Origin of the sequence: Streptomyces sp. NPDC091281 (assembly GCF_044757425.1) — a bacterium.
Classification (GTDB): Bacteria; Actinomycetota; Actinomycetes; order Streptomycetales; family Streptomycetaceae; genus Streptomyces.
This window is the reverse complement of the sequence record NZ_JBIVUY010000003.1, coordinates 731,679-754,860: the sequence shown is the minus strand read 5'-3', so window position 1 is coordinate 754,860 and position 23,182 is coordinate 731,679. Positions and strand designations below refer to the sequence as shown.

Genomic DNA, 23,182 nt, shown 5'->3' with positions numbered 1-23,182 from the left:
GGCGTTCGCAGCCGGGCGCCGTGCCCGGTGCCGCAGGGAAGAGAATGCCTTGAACGTCACCCCTCCCCACGCGCAGCCCGAGACGAAGGACGGGCGGGTCGCGACGCTCGTGATGGCCTGCGTCGGTGTCTTCGTGGCCTACCTCCCGGTCACCACCGTCTCGGCCAGCCTCCCGGCCCTCCAGCGGGCCCTCCACGCGTCGACCGCCCAACTCTCCTGGGTGCCCTCGTCGTTCGTGCTGCCCGTGGCCGCCCTGATCCTGACCGCCGGTGTCTTCGGCGACGTCCACGGACGCAAGAAGGTCTTCCAGGCGGGACTGCTCTTCTGCGTGGCCGGGGCCGCCGTGAGCCTGTCCGCGCACTCCGTGCAGGGCGTGTGGGCCGGGCAGGCACTGTCGGGCGTCGGGTCGGCGGCGCTGCTGCCGATGACGCTCGCCCTGATCAGCCACGCCGTGCCGGACCCGCGTGAGCGCGGCAAGTTCATCGGCCTGTGGGCGACCTCCCTCATGGGCGCGCTCGCCGTCGGCCCCCTCATGGCCGGGCTGATCATGGAGCACGCGGCCTGGCGCTGGATCTTCCTGCCCGCCATCCCCGTAGCGCTCGTCGTGCTGGCCCTGTCGGTGCCGCTGCTGGCGGACTCGCGCGCGGCCGGCACCCGCCGACTGGACTGGCCCGGCCAGATCACCGGCGCCCTCACGATCACCGCACTCGTGTACGGGGTCATCGAGGGCGGTGCCGGGTCCTTCACCGACACCGAGGTGATCGTGGCGCTCGTCTGCGCCGCGGTCGGATCGGTGGCGTTCGTGCGGGCGGAACGGCGCAGCGACAGCCCCATGCTGGATCTCGCGCTCTTCCGCAGCCCCGCGTTCACCGCGACGACCGTCGTCATCATGATCAGTTTCCTCGGGCTGATCGGCTTCTTCTTCGTCCTGAGCCTCTACTTCGGCATGGTCCAGCAGCTCAGCACGTTCCAGGCCGGTCTGCGGCTGCTGATGGTCACGATGATGCCGATCCTGCTCGGCGGCGTGTTCGGCCGGTTCGCGCACCGGGTGGCTCCGCGCGTCCTGATCACGGGGGGACTGCTGCTCACGGCGGTGGCTCTGCTCTCACTCGGCACGATCGACGCCGAAACCTCCTTCGGTTCGCTCGCGTGGCGCCTGGCCCTGCTCGGGCTGGGTTTCGGCACCGCGTTCACGTCCCTCACCGCCACCGCGGTCGCCTCGGTGCCGCACCGGCTCGCCGGGATGGCAGCGGCGGGCAACAACGCCTTCCGCCAGGTCGGCGCCGCCCTCGGCCCGGCCGTCCTGGGCACCCTGCTGACCACCCGTGCCGTCGACACCCTGCCCGGCCACCTCTCCGACGTCGGCGTGGCGGGCCCGACCGCCCGCGCGGTCACCGCGGCCGTCGACACCGACGGACTGGGCGCCGTGGCCCGCATGGACCTCGGCCCGGCTGACCGGGGCCGCGCGCTCGGCGCCCTCTCCGAGTCCTTCCTCGACGGCCTCCACCTGTGCCTCATGGTGTCCGCCTGCCTGATGGTGCTGGCCGCCGCGACCGCCGCCGTGATGCTGCGCCCGTCGGCGGACCGATCGGGCGGCGACGCGACGACCGGGCAGGGACGCGCAGCGACCGGGCAGGCGGGAACGCCCGCCGGGCAGCAAGGTGGTACGGCCGCCGGGAACGCCTCGGCCGCCCAGGCCGCGCCCCGTGTCGCAGCCGGACAGGGCCCGGCCGCACCGGCATCGGCCGCACCGACTTCGACCGGACAGGACCCGGTCGTACCCGCTCCGGGTGGGCCGACCGGCCGCTGACCACAGCGCCCCGACCAGGGAGCCCCGAATACGCTCCCGGGGCTCCCGAGAACCGCCGGACCAGGCCCTGTGCGGACAGCGGGCAGGTCCGGCGCGGCGCCCACCGTGGGGACGAGTGGAGCGCCGCCCGCGGTCCGGGCCCCCTCCTACCGGGGCCCGGACCGCACGCGTGCGGCCTTCCCTCACCGTCGTACGTACGCGCGTCAGTGGCGTACGTACGACGGTGGTGCCCCACGCGACGGCCTGACCAGGCCGGGCCATCGCGCCCCTCACCTCATCCCCGGCGGTGAGCCGACCGCGCCTCTACCCCATTCCCGGCGGTGAGCCGATCTCGACCACGCGGGTCCAGGCGGGCGGCCGGTCGGGGACGTAGTCGGGGTCGTCCTCGTCGTAGGAGGTGACGGGTCGGCTGCGGGGGAACAGGCCGACGACCGTGCGGCAGGACGGGCTCGTCGCGGGCCACGGGGTCTGGCCGTCGGTCAGGACGACGATGGCGTCGGGCGGGTGCGGTGCCCGGAGCGCCCGGCTGAACCCGGAGCGCAGGTCCGTGCCCCCGCCGCCCATCAGCGGGATGCCCTCACCCCGGCACAGCGGGTGGACGATCCGGGCGGACGCGTCGCACGGCACCACGGTGACCAGGTCGCGCCGCCCGCCCACCGCGCGGGCGATCGCCGCCACCTCCAGCAGCGCGCTGCCGAGTTCGGCATCGCTGACCGACCCCGACGTGTCGATGATCACGGACACCCGCGGCGGCCTGCGCCGCAGGCTCGGCAGCACCACGCCCGGTACTCCGGCCGCACGGCGCGAGGGCCTGCCGTACGTGTAGTCCTCGCCCGCACCGGGCGCCGAGGCCGCCGAACGCACCGCCGCCCCCAGCAGTTCCCGCCAGGGCTGCGGCGGATGGAACGCCTCCTCCGCCCACCGCCGCCAGCCCTTCGGAGCGTGGCCGGGGCGCCCGGTGATGCCCTCGGCCACCCGGAACCGGACCGCGTCCTGCTGCTGCGCGCTCAGCCCGTCCGCGCCCTCCGCGCCCAGCTCCCACTCCCGCTCCAGCCCGTCGGCGCCGCTGCCGCAGTCCAGCCAGGCCAGGTCCCCGAGAGGGGACCCCAGGCGGAACATCCGCAGGTAGTCCTCCATGAGCTGCCCGCCAGGCAGGCCCAGGGCACCGGGGAGGGCGGCCCCGGAGGGCGGGACCAGGCCGTCGCCGTAGATGTCGTCGTTGATCTCGAAGTCCGCGGCGATGTTCATCCGCAGCCGCTCGTGCGGGCCGGTCAGACCGCGCTGCCGGGCGACACGGTCACCTCGGCCGTGGTGGTCGCGCAGCAGGTGCGACACCTCGTGCACCCACACGCCGGCGAGTTCCTCGACGGGGGTGCGCGCGACGAACGACGGCGAGACGTAGCAGCGCCAGTGGCGGTCCACGGCCATCGTGAGGACGCGCCGCGACTCCACGGTGCGCAGGGCGAACAGCGCGACCGCCAGATACGGGCGGACCCGTGCGGCGTGCAGCCGCGCGGCGAACAGCTTCTCGCGCACGGCGTCCCAGCCGACGCCGCTCGCCCTGACGACGTTCCCCTCCTCCATCTCCATGACGCCCCCGGTCACGACACTCCCGCTCCTGACGTCCCCGCTTCTGACGTTCTCGCTCACGGCGTCCCCGTTCATCGGCGGGCGGACGTGGAGGTTCCGGAACGTCCCGTCTGGCGGGCCGTCGCCCGTTCCGCCGCGTGGTCGGCCGCACGGGACACCGACACCACCCCGGCGAGCCGCTCGATCGACGCCGGCACGTCCCAGTCGTCCTGCCGCAGCGAGGCCAGCGTCGTCGCCGGGACGACCACCAGGTCCGGCGCCCCGGTCTCGACCGCCCGCACGAGCAGACTCCAGGCCGCGTCCCAGCGGGACCGGTCGGGACGACGGCGTACGGCGTCCACCACCCCGTCCAGCAGGGCCTGCCGCAGGTCGCCCCGTTCGGGCAGCTCGACGCCCGCCGGGTCGGCGAGCACCACCTCCGGGTCGGGCAGGTCCAGCCGGTCCAGGCTCGCCATCACCTCCAGGCCCGCCCCGTCGCCCACCGCCCCTCTGACCAGCAGCGAAAGCACTTCCCGCGACGATCCCGCGGCGGTCGCGAAGGCGATCAGGGTCAGCGTCATCTCCCAGCTGCGCGGAGAGGGCCACGCACTGCCGCGCCGGGTCTCGCCGTTGGGCAGCCGGTGGACCAGCGTCGGCCGGGCCGTCAGCAGTCCGCACACCGCCCGGCGCGCGAACGCCACGGACGAGGGCACCTTCCCGGGGTCCAGCCGGGGCAGCGTGGCCCGGGGCCAGGTCCCGCCCAACCCCCTCACGACGACGTCGGGGTCGTGCGTCCACTGGAGGTGGACGAACCGGTTGGCCAGCGGCGGGCTCAGCTCCCAGCCGTCCGCCGCCGAGGAGCGCGGGTTGGCGGCGGCGACGATACGGACCTCGGGCGGCAGCCGCAGGGTGCCGACCCGCCGCTCCAGGACCAGGCGGAGCAGGGCGGCCTGCACGGCGGGCGGGGCCGTGGACAGCTCGTCCAGGAACAGCAGGCCCCGCCCGGCCCGCACCAGCCGTACCGCCCAGTCCGGCGGGGCCATCGGCACGCCCTGGACGGCCGGGTCGTCCCCGACGACGGGCAGGCCGGAGAAGTCGGACGGCTCGTGCACGCTGGCGATCACCGTGGTCAGCGGCAGGTCCAGGGTCTCGGCGAGCTGGGTCAGGGCGGCCGTCTTGCCGATGCCGGGCTCACCCCACAGCAGGACGGGCAGGTCGGCGGCGACGGCCAGCGTCAGGGCCGCCAACTGGTCGTCGGGACGCGGTTCCGTCCGCGTGTCCCGCAGCACGGCCAGCAGATCGGCGGCGACGTCCAGCCGGGAGGCGCCGGAAGACGAGACGGTGGGAGGGGTCGAGAGGGTGGGTGGGGTCGAGGAGGCGGGTGGAGTCGAGGAGGCGGCGGGGTCGGTGGCGGCGGAGAGGGGACCGGCGGACATGGTGGAGTCGGGCAGGGCGGGGGCAGCAGCGGGCATGCGACATCACCTGTGAGGGAGAGAGGAGAACGGAGGAGGGGGGCACCGACGGCGGGTGCGCTCGGGCGTCTGACGCCTGGTCAGGGCCGTACGCGCGCTGGTCAGGGCCGTATGAACGCTGGTCAGGGCATGGCTGGCGCAGGGTCGGGCCGGTGGGGAGCGCGGATCAGCGCGTGGTGGCGTTCCGGGGGCGGGAGCGGCCCGTACGAGGCGGGGGGCGGTCGTGGAGTCCGGCGCGGCCCGGTCCCGTCAGACCCGACCGGAACAGGCCGTAGGTGAGGCGTTGCCGGGCGGTGGCTTCCAGGGCGTCCCGGAGCGGGCCGTCCCGCAGCAGGGCCTCGGGGCCGAGCAGCCCCTCCACGACGGCGAGCGCACCGGCGACGTCACCGTGCTGAAGGCGCTCGCGTACGCCGGTGAGGCACTCCGGCCGCCGATGCGCGTCGTCGATGGCCCGCAGACAGGGCAGCGGGCTGCCGGTCAACGCGACCAGCAGTCCCTCCCGGCGGATCTCGTCCGGCGGATGGTCCAGCGCGGCGAGCACCCCGTCGACGAGGCCGATCCGGTGCCGGGCGCCCCGGCACTCGACGAGCCGAGGGCGCCCCGGATCGTCCGGACCCGCGGACGGGCCGCCGGGCACGTACCCCGGCACCAGGGCGGCCGCGACCAGGGGATGCAGCCGGTCGGCGTCGATCGCGCCGCCGCGCAGCAGCTCCAGATCGGGGGCCACCCAGGTGGCGGCGTCGGGCAGGACGGGCAGCGCGGCGGCGGCCGAGCGGGAGACGGAGCGGAGCCGTACAGCGGCCTCGGTCGGCCCCGCGGCCTCGACCGTCCCGGCCGACCCGGTTGTTCCGGCGTCCGGGTCCAGCAGGGCCGCCGCACCCTCGGCCGGGTCGAGCACGACCCGCCGCGCGCCCCCGAGCCGTACGAGCACGGGCGTGTCGGGGGGCCGACCGTCGGCGGCGAGGAGGATGCGAGCCTCGTCCGCCCACCGCGCCACGGCACAGCGGCCGCCTTCCGGGACCGCGACCGGCAACGCCGCGGAGTCGGCCTCGTCCGGGAGGTCGGCCCCCGCGCGGGTCGGGAACTCGTGCGCCCGCCCCGCGTCCCAGAGATGGCGGTGCAGATCGAGCCGGAACCGCCTGTTCGGGCGCGGATGCGGATGCGGAGCCGGATACGAGTGCGGAGGCGCGTGCTGACGTGGCGGGCGGTGTGGTGGGTCGTCCACGCCTGCGGTGGCGCCGGGTGCGGCGTCCGGCTGGGATGCGTCCCAGAGGGTGAGGCTGATGCGCTGGCCGGCGTCCGCCCAGGCGGGTGCCGTCCGGGCGACGAGGTGGACGGGGCGGACGCCGTCTCGTCCGGCCGCGTCGTAGCGGGCCAGCGTCAGGGTCAGTCCCGGCCGCAGCAGGCCGTCGGGCGCGATCCTCGGCATGTGCCAGCGCAGCAGATCCGGTGCGAGGCGACGGAGATCTGACCGGACGCGGGCGACGAGGTCCGTGCCGTGCGTACGGGCCACGGTGCGCAGCCGCAGATCGACGTCGAACCCGGCGGCGGCACAGGCCCCCGCCCAGTCACCGGCGAGACGCCTGGCGGTCGCGGTCTCGATCATGGAGGGCGGCACGGCGAACTCGCGCACACGCGGCCAGAACGAGGTGAAGGGGGTGAAAGGGGTGACGGCGGTTCGGGAGATCCCGTTCGCGGTTTCGATGAGCATCAGCACTCACCTTGCGCGGACGGGTCCCCCAATCTGAGAACAGAAGGAGTGGTCATCCCGATGATCGTATCGACGCCCACGAAGGCCGCGCCAGCTCTTTTCTCCGCCCCGTCCCACCCCCGCCCTGCGCGTAGGAAAGTGATGCGGGAAGCGGCACGGGAAGCAATGCGTGCATGGAGGTGATGCTCGTATGACAGTCATCCTGGAGATCAACACCCTCGTCTGGCTGGGTGAGCTGAGTGAGCGGTACGCCCGCCGCGTCACCCTGGGCGACGTCCCCGAGGAGGTCTGGGACGGCATCGCCCTGCCCGGCATCGACACCGTCTGGCTGATGGGGGTGTGGCGGCGCAGCCCGGCCGGTCGGCGGATCGCGCTCGACGACCCGTCCCTGCGCGCCGCGTTCCGCGCCGTGTTCCCCGGCCCGCCGGGCACGGAGGACGGCCTCCGCGACACGGACGTCACCGGATCGCCGTACTGCGTACGGGACTACGTCGTCGACGCCACCCTCGGCGGTCCCGACGGGCTGGCCGCCGCCCGCGCCCGCCTCGCCGCGCGGGGGCTGCGCCTCGTCCTCGACCACGTCCCCCACCACATCGCCCCCGATCACCCCTGGACCGCCACCCACCCCGAGCGCCTCGTCCGGGGCACCGCCGCCGACCTGGCCCGCGCGCCCGACGCCTACGTCGAGACGGGGAGCGGCCACGTGTACGCCCGCGCCCGCGACCCGTACTTCCCGCCCTGGCCGGACGTCGTCCAGCTCAACGCCTTCCACACCACGCTCCGTGACGCCACGGTGGACACTCTCGTCGCCATCGGGGACCAGGCGGACGGCGTCCGCTGCGACATGGCGATGCTGCTGATGAACGACATCTTCACGGGCACCTGGGGCGAGGCGGCCGGTCCCGTCCCCGCCGAGGACTTCTGGACGTACGTCATCCCCCGCGTACGCGCCCGCCATCCGCACCTCCTGTTCATCGCGGAGGCCTACTGGGGACGCGAACAGCCCCTGCTGCGGCAGGGGTTCGACTTCTGCTACGACAAGGGCCTCTACGACCGCCTCGTCCAACCGGACGCCTCCGCCTCGGGCTCCGCTGCGGGCGCCGCCGACGCCGTGCGCCACCATCTGCGGGGCGGCCCGGACGACCTGCCCGGACTGGTCCGCTTCCTGGAGAACCACGACGAACCACGGGCCGCCGCCGTCCTCCCCGGGGAGCGGGGGCGCGCCGCCGCCGTGACCGTCGCGACGCTGCCCGGCGCGACGCTCTGGCACGAGGGCCAGTTCGAGGGCCGCCGCACCCACCTGCCCGTGTTCCTCACCCGGCGCCCGCGCGAACCGGTCGACGGTCCGCTGCGCGACTTCCACACCCGGCTGCTGCGGGCCGCCGCCACCGTACGCCGGGGCGAGTGGCGGCCGGTGACGGCGGAGGGGTGGCCGGACAACGACAGCCACCGCTCCCTGCTGGCCTGGACCTGGACCGCCGCGGAGACCCGTCATCTGGTCGTCGTCAACTACTCCGACCGCCCGGCGCAGGCGCGGCTGCCGCTCCCGTGGCCCGGACTCCGGGGCCGTACCGTCCGCCTCACCGACCTGCTGACGGAACGGACGTACGACCGCGACGGCGACGAACTCGCCGAGCAGGGGCTCTACGTGGACCTGGAGCCCTGGCACGTCCATGTGTTCGGGGTCGACCGGCCGGGAGCCGGCACCGAGCATCAGGGGGCGGGCCGGGGAGCGGGCTGAGTCCCCCCGGTCCCGGCTCGCCCCTCCCTGATCCTGACCGGCGGGTCAGCCCATGCTCTTCTGCCCGTCCAGGGCCTCCCGGATGATGTCCGCGTGTCCCGCGTGCTGCGCGGTCTCGGCGATGACGTGGAGCAGCACCCGGCGGGCCGACCAGCGGGCGCCCGGCTCGAACCACGGTGCGGACGGCAGCGGGTGGGAGGCGTCCAGGTCGGGCAGGGACGCGACCAGCTCGTCGGTGCGGCGGGCCACCTCGGCGTAGGCGTCCAGGACGTCGGCCAGGGTCTCCCCGGGCAGCATCTGGAACTCGGCGGCGCGCGCTGCCCAGTCCTTCTCCGTCATCCGGTCGAAGTCGTCCTCGGGCGACGGGCCGTCGACGATGAAGTCCGCCCAGTTCTTCTCGGCCGAGGTGACGTGCTTGACCAGGCCGCCGAGACACAGCTCGCTGACCGTCGTCCGCAGCCCCGCCTGCTCGTCCGTGAGGTCACGCGCGGTGAACCGGAGGAAGGCACGGTGCTTGGCCAGCGTCTCCAGCAGGTCGGCGCGCTCACCCGTGACGGCCGGCGAGGGGGCGGGGGAGAGGGTGGTGGATTCGGTGCCGGGCATGACGGTCTCCTGCTTCTTCGGTACCTCGTGGGACTCGGCCGGGGTTCCGTGCCCCGCGGCCGAGGCCCACGTTAGGAGCCGTACAGGTCAGATCCTGTCCTAAAGGGGCAAGGGTGGCGCCTTCGGTCTCTCCGGTTTACGCCCCCACGGCCACCGCCCCCGCGGCCACCCTCGCGGCGTCCACGCCCCAGGCCTGCGCGCACAGCGCCCGTTCGACCTCCGCCGTGTACACGGCGGCCCCCAGCCAGGCGTGGGCGAACCGGCCCGCGTTTGACGGCAGGAGACGACCGAACACGTCACGGCCCCGGTCCGCCGCGGCGGCGTGCAGGGCGTCCAGGAGGTCCCCGGCCGTGCCCAGGCCGACGCGCCGCAGCCGGTTCCCGTCCCCGGCCGCGCCGCCGGGGAAGGCCAGCACCCTGCGGCCGCCCGACACCGCCTGCTGGACCCGTCTGCGCAGCAGATGCAGCGGTGCCTCGTCCGCCGACGGCGCCGTCGGCGCGGCGGCGGGCCGGGCGGCCGACGGCGGCAGGTCGGCGTGCTGGAGCCGGTCGAGCCCCAGGTCGACCCGGGCCGCCGCGTCGTTCGGATGCTCGGTGGCCAGCAGCAGCGCCCGGGGGAGCGGCCCCGGCACCAGCCGCGCCACGACCCGGACCCGCGTGCCTCCGGCGGCCGCGAGCAACCGCAGGTTCTCCCGGTACGGCAGGCCCGGCGCGTCGTGGGCCGTGACCAGCCGGACCGGTACGCCGTCGCAGTCGGCCAGCAGACAGTCGCCGCCCGTCTCCCGCACCGGTCCCACGAGCGTCACGTCGAGGAACAGCAGATCGTGGCCGCCGCCCTGCCGGACCGGGGCACCGGGGCCGCCCGGCGCGCCCAGCGCGCGGGACACCTGGTCGCCGACCGGCACGCCCCACAGCCGGTCGAGCGGCTCGCCCCGCCAGTCGGCCCCGGCCGCGCGCACCGCCCGTACCCCCGCCCCCGCGCCGAGACGGCCGGTCGGGGAGACGGTCGCGCCGGACACGGCGAGCCCGGCGCGCGACAGTTCACGGTGCGTCAGGGAGGTGTCCCCGATCCGCACCGCCCGGTCGGCGGCGCCCACGGCCCGCCCGGCACCGCCCGGCGCCACGTCGGACACCGTGTACAGCCGCCCGTCGGCGTCCGCCGTCCAGGTGACCGCGCCCGCGTAGCCCGAGGCGGTCAGCACCGGCTCGGAGAACAGGCCGTACAGGCGCAGCGACCCGTCCGGACGGTACGGCTGCCGTGCCGTGCCGCGCAGCGCGGCCAGTTCGGCGCCGGTCGCGTCCGGGAGACGGCCCGCCACGCCGAGCACGTCCCGCAGGCCGTCGGTGAGGTCGGCCAGCCGGAACGCCGGGTCGGCGGAGCGGGCCGCGCGTACCCCGGTGACCACCGACACCGCCGCCGAGGCGGCCCGGGGGAGACCCGCGAGCCGTGCGGTGTGCGCGGCGCGCAGCACCTCCGCCTGGACCACGGCCCCGGCGCCGTCCGTGCCCGCCTCCAGGAGCGTCGCCACCGCGTCCCGGACAGCCCGTGCCGCGTCGCGCTGCGCGGGATCGGCCACCTCGGCCTCCGCCGGACCTTCGGCCGTAGCGGCGCCGGTCCCAGTGGCTGCTCCTGAACCCGGTGCCGACGGCGACGACGCACCTCCGGAACCGCCCGGCCCGTCCGCCTCGGCCGTCCCGTTCGGCAGGGGCGGCGTCGCGGGCGGTTCCGCCGACTCGTCCGCGACGGGCGCGAGCGAGACCGCCGCGGCGCGGTGCAGGCAGTCGGGCGCCAGCAGACAGCCGCAGCGGACCGCGTCCGCGCCGGTCACCGTGCCGCCCGGCGCGTGCAGCGTGAGGTCGGTGTCGTCGTCGACGGAGATCCGTACGGTGTCGCCGTCCCGGGTCATCGGACGCGCCGCCAGCTTGGCGATCCCGCCGTCCAGCCGCTTCCGCAGCCGCGGCGACAGCGCGCCGACCAACTCGGCCGTGACGGCCGGGGACACGGCGGGCAGCCCGGCCACCCCGTCCGCCCCTTCCGGGCCGCTCGGCGGGCCCTCGGGCGCGCCGCTCCCGGTGCCGGCTCCGGCCTCGGCTCCTGCGTACGTTCCTGCGTCCGCGCCTGCGAACTTTCCTGCATCGGTTCCTGTGCCGGTTCCGCCCTGTGGCGATTGCGGGCTCATGCGATCTTCTCCCCTACCCAGCGGGCGAGTTCGAGCGGACTGAGGGCGGCCACCGGCATCCCCGCGGCGACGAGCTGCCCGGCCACCCCGGTCGAGTAGCGCGGCCGTCCGGTGTCGTCGAGGCTGGCGCAGCCCAGGACGTGGCAGCCGGCCCCGACCAGCGCCCGGACCTCCCCGAGCAGCCCGCCGAGCGGATAGCCCTCCTCGAAGTCGCTGACGACCACCACGAGGGTGCGCGACGGCACCGTGACCAGTTCGCGCGCGTGCCGCAGGCCCGCCGCGATGTGCGTGCCGCCGCCCACCCGGACCTCCAGCAGCAGCGACAGCGGGTCCTCCACCTGTTCCGTGAGGTCCATGACCTCGGTGGAGAACGCCAGGAAGTGCGTGGACAGCGTCGGCACCCCGGCCAGCACCGAGGCGGTCAGCGCCGCCCACACCGTGGACGCCTCCATCGAGCCCGACACGTCCGTGACGAGGATCAGCCGCCAGTCGGCGGCCCGCCGCGCCCGCGTCCGGAACACCGGCCGCTCCGGCACGACGACCACGTTGCCGTCCGGGCCGCGCCGCGCCGTCGTCAAGTTGGCGCGCAGGGTGCGCGGCAGGTCCAGGCCGCCTCCGGGCCGCCTCGACGGGCGGGGCACCACGGTGCCGTGCAGCGCCGGTCGCAGCCGGGTCGCCAGTTCCTTCGTCAGCGCCTCCACCAGCCGCCGTACCAGGGGCCGCAGCGCAGCGAGCCGCGCCTCGGGCAGCCCGCCCGCGTGCCGCAGCACGGTCCGCAGCAGGTCCACCGACGGCCGTACCCGGTCGGCGTCGAGTTCGCCGAGCACGTCCGTACGGCCGCCCGCGGCGGCCGCCGCCAGCACCTCCTCCCGGATGCCCGGCCCGAACAGCGCGACCAGTTCCTCCGACCACTCCCGCACGCCGGGGTACGGCGCCTCCCGGCCGCCGTTCGTGCCGCGCCCGGTGAGTTCGCCCCGGCTGCCCTCGCCACGCCCGCCGCCGTACAGCTCGTCCAGCGCGGTCGCCAGCGCACCCGCCTCCCCGCCGAGCCGGTCCTTGCGGCGGCCGAGCACCAGCCGCCAGCGGTCGGCCGGCACCAGGCGCCGCTCCTCGGCCGGGGGAGCGGACCCGCCCGGCACAGCGCTCTCGTCGCCGTCCTCGGCCGGACCGCCGTCCCCCTCGGCCGGACCGCCGTCCGTCGCGGGCGGCAGCAGGCCCAGCGCGCGCAGCCCGTCCCGCGCCACCAGGTCCGCCGCCGCCCACGCGGCGAGCGCGGCCGGGTCGACACCGCCCGTGTCCGCCACACGGCCCCCGTCCAGCCGCTCCTCGACCGCCGACAGCAGCCGCTCACGGGCCGCCGGGCTCAGCGTCTCGAACCCGCCCCGCAGCGCGGGCAACCGGTCCAGGAAGTCCCGGTCCGGCAGCTCCACCACCCGCTCCAGCAGCGGTTCCAGCGCGGGCGCCGCCGCCTCCAGCAGCGGTCCCGCCGCCGTCAGCAGCCCCGTCAGCCGCTGCGCGAGGGCGGTCCGCGCGTCGGGGTCGACGGCCCCGTCGACCCACGACGCCACCCGGTCCCCGAGCACCCGCGCGTCCTCCTGCCCGAGCAGCACCCGTACGGCCCCGGCGGCGCCCCGCATCAACGGGGAGCCGTCCGCCGCCAGCCGGGCCAGCGCCTCGGTGAGCCGGATGCCGCCCAGCAGGTCGGCCCGGTGGGCGAGTTCGAGCAGAGCGTGCGCGTCCGACGGCTCCTCACTGCCCGTGAGACCGTCCACCTGGCGTACCGCCGCGGCCGTCAACTGCTCGGCCACCGCCTCCGCGCGGGCCGTCCGCCGCTTGTCCGCGCCGAGACCCGGCACGTGCCCGGCGCGCAGCCGGTCCGACAGGGCGAGACCGGCGAGGAGTTCGGGCAGCGTCGCCGCGTGCGGCAGCACCTCGGCGACGTCGTCCAGCCGTTCGTCCACGAGCGTGTTCAGCCCGCACTCCGCCGCCCGCGCCAGCCCGTCCAGCGCCTGGGCCGCCGTCGGGCCGCCCTCCGCCCGCTCGGTCCGCCGCCGCTCGCGCAGCACGCCCTCGGCCGCCTGGGCGGCGGTGACCCCGCGCACCCCGGCCGCGGTCAGCATGGCCGCCGTCGCGGGCGTCCACCGCACCTCCCATCGCGAGGTGACCGCCTCGGCGCCCCCCGCCGCCACGACCTCCTTGGGCTCGCCGTACGGCACCCCGCACACCGCGAGCCGCCGCAGCAGCAGTTCGCGGCGCCGATCCAGGTCGGAACGGAGCGGGTCCAGCCGCAGATCCTTCGGCGCCTTCGGGCCCGCCGCTCCGGGGCCGGGCAGGCCCAGCTCCGCCACCTCCGCCTCCACGGCGGGCGCGAGACCGCTGCGCGGGGCGCCCGGCGCGGGACGCCCGGTGCGAGCGCCGACGAGCACCCGTTCCATCGCCCGCGCCACGGCCCTGCCCCGCCCGTACGGCTCGCCCTGCGCGAGGACCGTCTGCACCGCCTCCACCAGCTCGCCCCGCCCCGCCGCGGGCAGACCCCGCAGCCGCGCCAGGTCGGCCGCGAGCCGGGTGATCTCCCGCGCGTCGGCGGGCCCCGACGGATGGCCGAGGCCGCGCAGCTCCGCGCAGATCCGCACGGCCGCCCGCGTGAGCGCCACCTCCAGGGCGACCGGATCGCCCGCAGCCTCCAGCACCAGGTGCTGCCACTCCGGGTCCCGGATGCCCGCCGGGTAGCCGGACCGCTCGTCGAGGAGGGCGTACGTGTAGGGGATCAGGGAGGTCGTCCAGGCGGCGTCGCGGGCCGCCCCGGCGGAACCCTTCCGGGAAGGAGTCCCCGTGGCCGTCCCCTTGGCTGCACCATCCGCCGCGCCGCCCGCCGCGTTGTTCGTCGTGCCGCCCACGGCCCCGTCACCGGCACCGTCGCGTCCGCCCTCGCCGTCCCCCCACGGCTCCGGGCCGAGCAGCGCCGGAGCGTGGAAGGCCCCGATCACCAGCGCGGCCCGCTCGCCCCCGGCGGTGGCCTCCGCGAGCCGCGCCCGCATCCACCGCTCCCGCCGCAGGTCCACCTCGGGCACCCCGCCCGACGCCACCGCGTCCGCGCGCAGCGCCCACCCGGTCAGCAGGGCCGCGCGGCGCAGCGCCTCGGGCGGCGAACCCGGCGCGGGGGCCTCGACGAGCCGGTCCCAGAGGTCGTCGCCGGGACGGCCGGTGAGCCCCGCCCGCAGGGCGGCCGCGAGGCCGGGCCCGGCGGCGGACGGGGCGGCCGTGTCGTCACGGCCCTCGCCCCACGCCCGGTCGGCGAGCGGCAGGTCGCAGGCCACGACCGGGACACCGCGCCCCAACGCCCAGCGCACGGCGGCCAGTTCGGGGGAGAACTCGGCGAACGGGTAGAAGGCCGGGCCCGTACCGCCGCCCAGGGTGCCGGGAGCCGCCGCGAGGGCCACGGGCGCCCGCGTCTCCGCGTGGCCGAGCCACGGCAGCCATTCCTGCATCTCCGCTGGCAGCTCTACCAGCAGCACGTCCGGCTTCGCCTCGTCCAGCAGCGCGGGCACGGCGGCGGCCAGGGAGGGCGCGTGGTGCCGTACACCGACGAGATACGGCGCGGAGGCGTCCGTCAGCGCGGCCAGCGCCGCGTCAGGCCCGTCGGGACCCTCCGGCCCGCCCGGCCAGGCAGGAGCCCCGGGGCCGCCCGGCCCCGGCGCGGAGTCCGGCCCGTGCCCCGGTACGGAGAACCCGCCGACACCCGGCAACGACGACGACTCTGGCCCCGGCAACGACGACGCCTCGGGCCCCGGCAGCGAAGAGGCACCGGGACCCGGCAGCGCGGCCCCGCCCGAACCCGGCAGCCCGGAACTCCGCAGCCCCGCAAGGAAAGCACCGGCGGGAGCCGGGAGGGCGGGGACGGTCGGGCGGGAAGGACCCGCCGGAGCCGGGAGGGCCGAGCCGGACGACCCACCGGGCACCCCGGACGCGGCCCCCTCGGACCCTGGCATCGCGGACCCACCGGGCCCCGAACAGAGCAGCGCGGACCCCCCAAGCCCCGCACCGGGCAACTCGTACCCGGCGCGCCCCGGACCCAGCGGCGCGGCCCCCTCGGACCCCCGGCCCGGCAGTGCGGACCCACCGGGCCCCGGCAGGGTGGACCCGCCGGAACCCGGTGCAGCAGACGGAAGCGACACGGCCCTCAGCCCTCCAGGACCGGACGCAGGTCCCACAGCGTCCGCCAGGTGGCGGAGCCCTGTTCGGCGCGCCGCCGCACGGGCCCGTCCCAGTAGCCGCGCAGCCGGTCCGCGTCGGCCGGGTCGTCCTTGCGGACCACGCCCAGGAGGTGCCCCGGCAGCAGGCCGAGCACGTCCCGGTCGCCCGGGAAGTACGCCGCCGCCAGCGCGAGCGCGCCCGCCACCGCGACCGCCTCGGCCGTGCTCATCACGGTGGAGGGACGCTCCACCTCCCAGCCCTCGGCCGACCGGCCCTCCCGCAGATCGCGGAAGGCGGTGACGAGGGCTTCCAGGACCGCGTCGTCGACCTGGAAGGGGGCACCGGCCCGCTCCACGGCCGCCCGCGCCTGCGACCGCACCAGCGCGGTCTCCGCGTCGAGGTCCGGGATCGGGCCGACCGTCTCGAAGTTGAAGCGGCGCTTGAGGGCCGCGGACATCTCGGAGACGCCCTTGTCCCGCAGGTTGGCGGTGGCGATCAGGTTGAACCCCGGTGCCGCGTGCGCCGACGAGTCCGTGGTGCCGGAGAGTTCGGGCACCGCGATGCGCCGCTCGGAGAGCAGCGACACCAGGGCGTCCTGGACCTCGGGCAGGCACCGCGTCACCTCCTCCACGCGGGCGATCGCGCCCCGGCCCATGGCGGTCAGCACCGGCGAGGGCACCAGCGCCTGACGGCTGGGCCCCTGGGCCAGCAGGAGCGCGTAGTTCCATCCGTACTTGAGCTGGTCCTCCGTGGTGCCCGCGGTGCCCTGCACCACCAGGCCGCTGGTGCCGCACACGGCCGCGGACAGCAGCTCGGACAGCATGGACTTGGCGGTACCGGGCTCGCCGACGAGCAGCAGACCCCGTTCGCCCGCCAGGGTGACGACGCACCGCTCGACGAGGGCGCGGTCGCCGACGAACTTGTCCGCGATGACGAGGCGGCGCGGCACCCCCTCGGGCGCCTCGGCGTCGTCGGGCAGCTTCAGGGCCCGGCCCTGGCTGCCCATCACGAAGGTGACGACCGCGCGCGGCGTCAGCCGCCAGGCGGGCGGGCGCGGCCCGTCGTCGTAGGCGGCGAGGAAGGCCAGTTCGGTGGTGTGGAGGTCCTCGGGCGGCACGATCTGGCGCGCGGGCCCGGACGCCTCCGCACCCGTCGCGGGGTCCGGGGCGGCGTCGGAGGAGGGGGACACGGTGGTGGTCATGGGCGCGTGGTCTTCCGGGTTCGGCAGGACGGTGGTCATCGGCGGCGGCCCTTGCGGGTGGCGCGGGTGGTCAGTTCCTCGTACGCGGGGGCGTCCCCGCTCCGCACCCGCTCCCAGGCACGGGCGAACAGCTCGGGCACGGGCAGCGGGGGCACCGCGCGGGTGTACGAGCCGACCGGGTACAGGCCCCGCTTCCACAGCTCGACCGGCAGCGCGGGCGCCTTGAGGTCGAGCCAGCCGCAGGGCAGGAACAGGGTCCGTCCCGCGCGGGGCCGCTTCGCCTCGACGACGAGGTCGGTGGCCGCGAGTTCGGCGCGGGCCTTCTTCAGCCGGGCGGGCTTCCAGCCGGTCCAGCGCGCGATGTTGCGGTCCGTCGGATCGGGCAGTGCCAGCAGCTGGAGGTACAGCGTCGCGGCGTCCTCGCCCAGGCCGAGGGCGGTCGCCGCCTCCGTGACCAGCTCGGGCACGACGACGGTCGGGTCCTGGGCGTGCCCCTCGGGGGTCTCCGGCCCGTTTCCGGCCCGCAGCGCGCGGGCCAGGTCGTCGCCGAGGACGGTGCGCAGCGTCCGCAATCCGTGGTCGCGTGCCCCCGCGACCAGCCCGTCCACGAGCCCGAGCGCGGGGTCGTCCGAGCCGGTGAGCCCGGCCGGGCGGATCAGCACGTACTCCTTGTCCTGGTACCAGGGCCGCAGCACCAGCGCGTCGCCCAGCGGGGTCAGCCCGCGCGCGTCGGCTCCGCCCGTGGGCTCCAGGCCGTACGCCTTGCGGAGTTCGGGGGCGATGGTGCCCTTCTCGCCCCAGGACACGCCCAGGTCGAGCAGCAGCTCGGGGTCGCTCAGCCGGCGGCGCAGGGCGGCCAGCCCCTCGGGCAGCAGCGCCCGCCACGGGTGGCCGTACGGGAGGAGGTAGCCGAGGGCGGTCAGCGCGTCGACGGAGTGCGCGAGCTGGTACCGGCCGGGCACGGCCGAGCCGTCGACGGGGACGAGGTCGCCGTCCTTGTCGAGGTGCATCCGCGTGGTGCGGCTCATCCAGGGGGTACGGGCCGGGTTGAGGACGCTCTCGACGGCGCTCGCGGACAGGCCGGTCAGTTCGAGGTCGGCGGCGATGTCCTCGGGCACCCGGACGAACCCCGACAGCCGCTCGGTCCACACCCGGCCCGCGGCGGCGGCGTCCGGGCCGGACGTCCACAGGTCGCCCGGCGCGTCGGGGAGCAGTGCGCCCACGAGCGCGCGCACGTCCTCGTCGGCGAGCGACTGGAGCAGCCCCTGCCCCAAGTCCCGCTGACGCGGCTTCAGGCCGATCTCCGCGAGGGTGGCGGTCGGCAGCTCCGACGGCCGTCCGGCGATCAGCAGCGTGGCCTGGACCGGGCCGAGCCCGTCGCCGGTCAGGGGCGCCAGGGTCTGCGGCGCCTCCGGCTGCCAGGGCGCGGCGCCCTTCTCCCGGACCAGCCGGGTCACTGCGGCGAGCCGGTCCGCGGGGAACACCGGCGGGTGCGGCTTCTCCTTGTCGAGGGTGAAGTGCGCGACGGCGCCGAACACACCGGCCGGGTCGTGGTCGAGGACCAGCCACCGCACCCGCTTCTCGTCCCGGTCCACCGACTGGCAGCCCAGCACGACGACGGTCCGCCCGTCCCGGCGCAGCACCTGGCCGACCCGCTCCTGACGGTTCTCCTTCTCGTACGTCTCGGCGAGGACCGCCTCGCGCAGGGCGCCGTCGGCCGTGGCGGCGAGGGGACCGTCCTGGACGGCTTCGAGGAGCAGGAGCAGCGCCTCGCGGTGCGCGTCGGTGATCATCGGGGAGGCGGCGCGGTAGGCGAGCGGGCGCAGCGCGTCCAGTACGGACGGCCAGGTGATGCCGATGCCGGGCACGGTGAACTCGTCGCTCACCCAGCCGTCGGCGGTGCCCGCCATGCCCGCGCGCCGGGGCAGGGCCTTGCCGTCGGCGGGCTTCCCGGACAGCACGTGGTTCACGGCGCGGATCTGGCGCAGCGCGTTCCACTGCTCGCCGCCCCACCAGCCCTGCTGGTCGGTGAGGCCCTGGGTGGCCTCGCGCAGGGTGCGGTCGTCGCCGTGCTCGGGCCGGTAGTCGGCGAACATGCCGTGGACCCGGCGGTTCTCCTGCCGGGGCCGCTCCACCGGGGGCGCCAGCAGGTCGGCCGTCGACACGGCGAACGCCAGGACGGCGCGGACCAGCCGGACGACGCCCTTCAGCAGGTGCGGCTCGGTGAGGCCGGGCAGCACGCCCGCGACGGCCGGGCGCACGAAGTGGTCGGCGTCCGGCGAGGGGACCTGGACGACCTTGGCGGGGTCGGCCGCCGCCTCCTCGGCCCGCTTCGCCGCGGCCTTGTGCGCGGCCACCGCCTCCGCGTACGCCGTGAGGGCCTGCCGCCCGGCGCGCAGCAGGTCGTCGGCGTGCTCGTCGGTCAGCGCGCGCAGCACCGCCGAGGACGCCTCGTCGCGGGGGCGCAGCGCGTGCCAGAAGTCGGCCGGGGGGACCAGACGGGTGCCGGACGCGAACTCCCCGCCGCGCTCCAGCGGCGTGACCCGGCCCAGCTCGCCCGCCGCGCCGGTGTCGTCCGGCGTGTAGAGGGCTATGTCGTTGGAGCGGACGGCGGCCACCGGCGCGGCACCGCCGGGCAGGCGCAGCGCGCCGAGCGGCAGGCCGCGGACCCGGCCGTCGGGTCCGGCGGGCACGGACACGGTCCGCCCGTCGGGGGTCCCGGCGACCGTGCGGGCCTCGTCGCCCTCGCCCTCGGCGCGCACCCACCGGCCGAGGACGCTGCCGTCGGTGCCGAACGGGCTGTCCGCGAGGCCCGGCTGGAGCGGCAGCACCACGCAGTGCTGCTGGAGGAGCCTGGTGTCCTCGCGGACGGCGCCCGCGAGGAACGCGGGCAGCGAGGCCCGCCCGTGGGTGCCGGTCGCCGGGTCGTACTCCAGCCACACCCGGTCCCGTCCCTGACGGCCCTGCCGCCAGAAGGAGGTGCCGTCGCCCAGGACGGCGCGGTTCGGCGGCAGGACGGTGTCCCCGGCGTGCAGGGTGCGCCCGCCGGTTGCCCGACCGCCCCCGGCGAGGGGGATCGACGGCTCGTCGACGTCGCCGCCGCTGTACCAGTGGCCGATCTGTTCGCCGCCCAGCACGAACGGCTCGGACGGGCGGGCCGACCAGTAGCCGTGCTGCTTGCCGTCGCGGCGCCACATCACCAGCAGTTCGCCGTCGGTGTAGCGGAACGACGGGCGCTGCCAGTGCTCCAGGTCGGCGGGCAGGCGCAGGTCGTGTTCGAGGAGGATGTCCTGCGGTCCGACGACGATGACCTTGCCGCGCCGGGAGAGGATCAGCGCGGGCCAGGCCTCGTCCACGCCCAGGCTGTCGTCGCGGTCCTCGCGCTTCTCGGCGTCGAGCCGCTTCAGCGCCGTCTCCAGCGCGGGCCAGCCCAGTTCGTCGAAGAGGCCCGCGCGCAGGGTGCGGCCCAGCAGGGGGGCCGTCTCGTAGGCGGCGACCTTGGCCAGCGCCGCCGGGGCGACCCGCGCGGCGATCCGGCGGAAGGGCCGCATCCGGTCCAGTGCGGCGCGCGCGCCGGGCAGTCCGGTCGCGGCGAGCAGCGCGTCGGCGGAGTGGTCCAGCCAGTCGCGCAGCACTTCGGCGAGGACCGGCTGCCCGGTCAGGCCCTCCTGGAGCGCGGGGGAGAGGCTGTCGCCGCGCAGCCTGCCGACCGCCTGGTACAGCAGGTGGCGCAGGCTCGGGACGGCGCCGATCCCGGCCAGGTCACGGCGGCCCTCGCGCTCGTCCTTGAGCCACTGTTCCAGCGGCAGGTAGACCTCGTCGTCGGCGGCGGGCGGCGTCAGCGGCACCCCCTCGGCGGCGCACAGGTCGAGCAGGTCGAGGTCCGCGCCGGGGTGCCAGCGCCCGGAGAACAGGCCGACCGGGCGCCCCAGTTCGCGCAGCCGGGGCGCCATCCGGGTCACGAGGTCCAGGGTCGCGGGGGAGCGGTCGCTGACCGACGCGCCGTGCTTGCGGTGCAGGGCCCAGCGGGTGAGCCAGTCCGCCGGGTCCACCTCGGGGCCGTCGGCGGGCGCGGCGGTCTCCCCGGTGAGCAGCAGGTCGGCCCCGCACTCGGTGAGCAGTCCGAGCCAGTACTCGTCGTCCTCCACCGTCCTGCCCAAACCGGCGGGCATGATCTCCAGGAGCCGCGCGCGCACCGAGGGGCGTTCCGCGGCGAGCGCGGCCAGGGTCTCCCGGTAGGCGTTCCAGAAGGAGGCGGGGGCGCGCACGGACGCGGGGGAGGCGATCAGGTCGGCGACGAGCGCGCCCTCCTCGGCAGCCCGGTCCAGGCCCGCCGCCTTGACCAGCCCGCGCGCGTCCTGCGGCAGCGACGCGTACGGCGGCATCCCGGCCGCGCAGCGCTCCACGGTCAGCTGCCGGAACTGCTGCCACGCCTCGGCCGGGCTGAGCCGGGCGGCGAGCGCCCGCACGTGCTCCTTGAGCGCCTTGACGGTGAGCGCGCCCGCGAACGCGAACTCCAGGAACACGGCGCGCTGCCGCTCCTCGTCCACGGCCAGCGCGTGCACCCGCTCGGCGTCGCGCGCCTTGCCGAAGAAGGCGGCGGCGTACGTCGTGTTCTCGAACTGGAGGAAGACGCGCGCGGCCTGCTCGTAGAACGTCGGCAGGAAGTGCGGAACGGCCCGGCCGAGCTGGTTGCCGAGCGCCTCGAAGCCCTCCTTGGCGTTGCCCGGACGGGACTTGGCCTGCCGGGCGAGCCGCTCGATGTCCTTGACGAGGGCCAGCGCGTGGTGGCCGTTGGCCGGGTCGTGGACCAGCGCCCAGGCGGGGAAGCCGAGCGTCTCGCGGCGCACCTGCCCGACCTCGGGCGTCTCCTCGGCCCGAACCAGACCCAGGAAGTCCAGTGCCAGGTCCTCGGCCTCGCCGAGGGTGCCGGGCACGAGCCGCACGATCGTCCGGTCGTCGAGTCCGGGGTGCGTGTACGTGCGGACGGTGAGGACGTCGGCGTCCTCCCGGTCGGTGGTGCCCGGGGGCAGGACCGCGCCGGCGTCGAGCAGCGCGGCGGTGGTGGTCTCGTCGTACGTCGTCATGCCGTCTGCTCCTCGTCCTCGATGTCGCGTCCCGCGTACAGCGCGGCCGCCATGCGCATGCCCTCCGACCAGGCCACCGGCCCGACCTGACCGAGCTTCAGGGTCCGTCCGGCCTGGTCGGCGAAGACCAGGGAGCCCGTCTCGGTCTCCTCCCAGCCGTCGTAGTCGCCGACCCAGACGCGGGCCTCGACGGTCCGGCCGTCCTCCAGGACGGGGCAGACGGCGTTGCCGCCGCGGACGCGGTAGCCGAGCGTGGTCACCCGGCCGTGCAGGAACCGGAGCTGGCCGTAGGCGCCGCCCGCGTACTCCTCCACCGAGGTGGCGTTCGCGTCGATCGCGGCGGGCCGGTGCCAGACCTCCCGGAACAGCTGCTGCGCCCGCTGCTCGACCCCCAGCTCGACCGCGAACTCGCGCAGGTCCTCCAGGTCGTCGAGGAGCACCGGGTGCGGCAGGTGCACCAGGTCGGGCGCGATGCGGACCGTGTCGCCGTCGAGGTCGACGAGACCGAGCCCCCGCTCGGTGTCCGCGTCCCGCAGGAAACCGGCCACCGCGCCGTCCGCGCCGGTGACGACGACGTCCCGCAACGCGGCCTGCCAGGCCGGGTCGGGCCAGACCCGCGCGAGCACCGCGAGCGGCACCGGCAGCGAGCGCACCATCCACCGCTCCACGTCCGCCAGGCACTGCCGTTCGTGCCGTTCCAGCCATTCGACGAGCTGCCGCAGCCCCACGACCGCCGGTTCGTCGGCGATCTTCGGCGGTACGGACTTCAGCCGCCGCCCGGCCGCATTGCGGCACACCACCTTGCCGTCGTCGAGGGCGACTTCGTAGTCGCCGGCCGACACCCACCCCATGTGTGCCTCCCGCACCCGCAGTGATCAAGTGACCGGAACTGTAGATCAGGCCACTGACAACGCACCCCGGACGGTGGACGACCGGGGTGCGCGACACGGCGTCCGGGGCCGCGCGACAGGGAGTCCGGGGCTGCGCGGCACGGAGTCCGGGGCCCGCCCGCACCGTTCACCGGGCCGCCCGTCACCCCGCAACCGGGCCGCCCGTGCCCCCCTCCACAACCGGGCCGCCCGCGACCCCTCCACCACTGGGCCGCGCCCCACCCCCGTACACGGACCACCCCCGCCACACACGACCGCGCCCCCTTCGGTCCGGGGACCGAAGGGGGCGCGGGGGCGAGCGGGGTGACGGAGGGTCAGCCCTCGACCCAGCCGTGGTTCTTCGCGAACTGCGTCAGCGTGGACCGCACCTGGAGGATCTGCTCGGCGGTCAGCGAGGGCGCCGCCGACAGCAGCGTCTCGGTGACGTCGCGGCTGAACTCCTCGGTGCTGAGCACGTCGCACAGGACGTCGTCGTCGGCGGCGAGCGGCTTGCCGTCCTCACCGCGCGCGAGCCGCACGCCGGACGCCTTCGGCCCGCGCTCGCCGTCCTCGATCTCGAACTCGACCACGACACCGCGCCGCACCTGCGACTCCGGCATCAGCATGTCGTTGACGTGCAGGAAGACATCCTCCCCGCCGTCGTCGGGCGCGATGAACCCGTACCCCCGCTGGCTGTCGAAGCGCACCACACGACCAGCAACCATCCCAACCCCCAGCAACCTCGG

The 23,182-nt window shown here is 76.2% G+C and carries 12 protein-coding genes; 2 read left to right on the top strand and 10 right to left on the bottom strand.

Annotation, left to right across the window (positions count from 1 at the left end; genetic code table 11):
- The first annotated feature begins 49 nt into the window (after window positions 1-49).
- Window positions 50-1,810: an MFS transporter gene (locus ACIQPQ_RS11515; protein ID WP_401302633.1), complete on the top strand. Its 1,761-nt coding sequence runs from the start codon at window positions 50-52 to the stop codon at window positions 1,808-1,810.
- A gap of 303 nt (window positions 1,811-2,113) precedes the next feature.
- Here ACIQPQ_RS11515 and ACIQPQ_RS11510 read toward each other — a convergent pair whose 3' ends face one another.
- From ACIQPQ_RS11510 to ACIQPQ_RS11500, 3 genes are all read right to left on the bottom strand, one after another.
- The gene (locus ACIQPQ_RS11510) at window positions 2,114-3,394 is read right to left on the bottom strand and encodes a VWA-like domain-containing protein (protein ID WP_401302704.1); all 1,281 of its coding nucleotides are present in this window, start codon (window positions 3,392-3,394) and stop codon (window positions 2,114-2,116) included.
- 77 nt (window positions 3,395-3,471) lie between these two features.
- Window positions 3,472-4,851, bottom strand: coding sequence for an AAA family ATPase (locus ACIQPQ_RS11505; protein WP_401302632.1), 1,380 nt, complete (start codon window positions 4,849-4,851; stop codon window positions 3,472-3,474).
- A 166-nt stretch (window positions 4,852-5,017) separates the two neighbouring features.
- Complete coding sequence (locus ACIQPQ_RS11500; RefSeq protein WP_401302630.1) at window positions 5,018-6,562, bottom strand: hypothetical protein; 1,545 nt, start codon at window positions 6,560-6,562, stop codon at window positions 5,018-5,020.
- A gap of 190 nt (window positions 6,563-6,752) precedes the next feature.
- On the opposite strand from ACIQPQ_RS11500, the gene ACIQPQ_RS11495 reads away from it, so the two are divergent.
- Complete coding sequence (locus ACIQPQ_RS11495; RefSeq protein ID WP_401302628.1) at window positions 6,753-8,303, top strand: alpha-amylase; 1,551 nt, start codon at window positions 6,753-6,755, stop codon at window positions 8,301-8,303.
- Window positions 8,304-8,348: 45 nt separating this feature from the next.
- Here ACIQPQ_RS11495 and ACIQPQ_RS11490 read toward each other — a convergent pair whose 3' ends face one another.
- The 7 genes from ACIQPQ_RS11490 to ACIQPQ_RS11460 form a co-directional block, all read right to left on the bottom strand.
- Window positions 8,349-8,906: a DinB family protein gene (locus ACIQPQ_RS11490; protein WP_401302627.1), complete on the bottom strand. Its 558-nt coding sequence runs from the start codon at window positions 8,904-8,906 to the stop codon at window positions 8,349-8,351.
- Between the two features lie 136 nt (window positions 8,907-9,042).
- Complete coding sequence (locus ACIQPQ_RS11485) at window positions 9,043-10,926, bottom strand: hypothetical protein (protein WP_401302626.1); 1,884 nt, start codon at window positions 10,924-10,926, stop codon at window positions 9,043-9,045.
- Between the two features lie 155 nt (window positions 10,927-11,081).
- Window positions 11,082-14,831, bottom strand: a complete 3,750-nt coding sequence (locus tag ACIQPQ_RS11480) for a DUF5682 family protein (RefSeq protein WP_401302703.1) — start codon at window positions 14,829-14,831, stop codon at window positions 11,082-11,084.
- A 434-nt stretch (window positions 14,832-15,265) separates the two neighbouring features.
- Window positions 15,266-16,480, bottom strand: a complete 1,215-nt coding sequence (locus tag ACIQPQ_RS11475; RefSeq protein WP_383779399.1) for an AAA family ATPase — start codon at window positions 16,478-16,480, stop codon at window positions 15,266-15,268.
- A gap of 35 nt (window positions 16,481-16,515) precedes the next feature.
- Window positions 16,516-21,567: a hypothetical protein gene (locus ACIQPQ_RS11470; RefSeq protein WP_401302625.1), complete on the bottom strand. Its 5,052-nt coding sequence runs from the start codon at window positions 21,565-21,567 to the stop codon at window positions 16,516-16,518.
- Window positions 21,564-22,418, bottom strand: coding sequence for a DUF4132 domain-containing protein (locus ACIQPQ_RS11465; protein WP_383779402.1), 855 nt, complete (start codon window positions 22,416-22,418; stop codon window positions 21,564-21,566). The genes ACIQPQ_RS11470 and ACIQPQ_RS11465 overlap by 4 nt, the downstream gene beginning before the upstream one ends.
- A gap of 353 nt (window positions 22,419-22,771) precedes the next feature.
- Complete coding sequence (locus ACIQPQ_RS11460) at window positions 22,772-23,161, bottom strand: cold-shock protein (RefSeq protein ID WP_383779404.1); 390 nt, start codon at window positions 23,159-23,161, stop codon at window positions 22,772-22,774.
- Window positions 23,162-23,182: the final 21 nt, after the last annotated feature.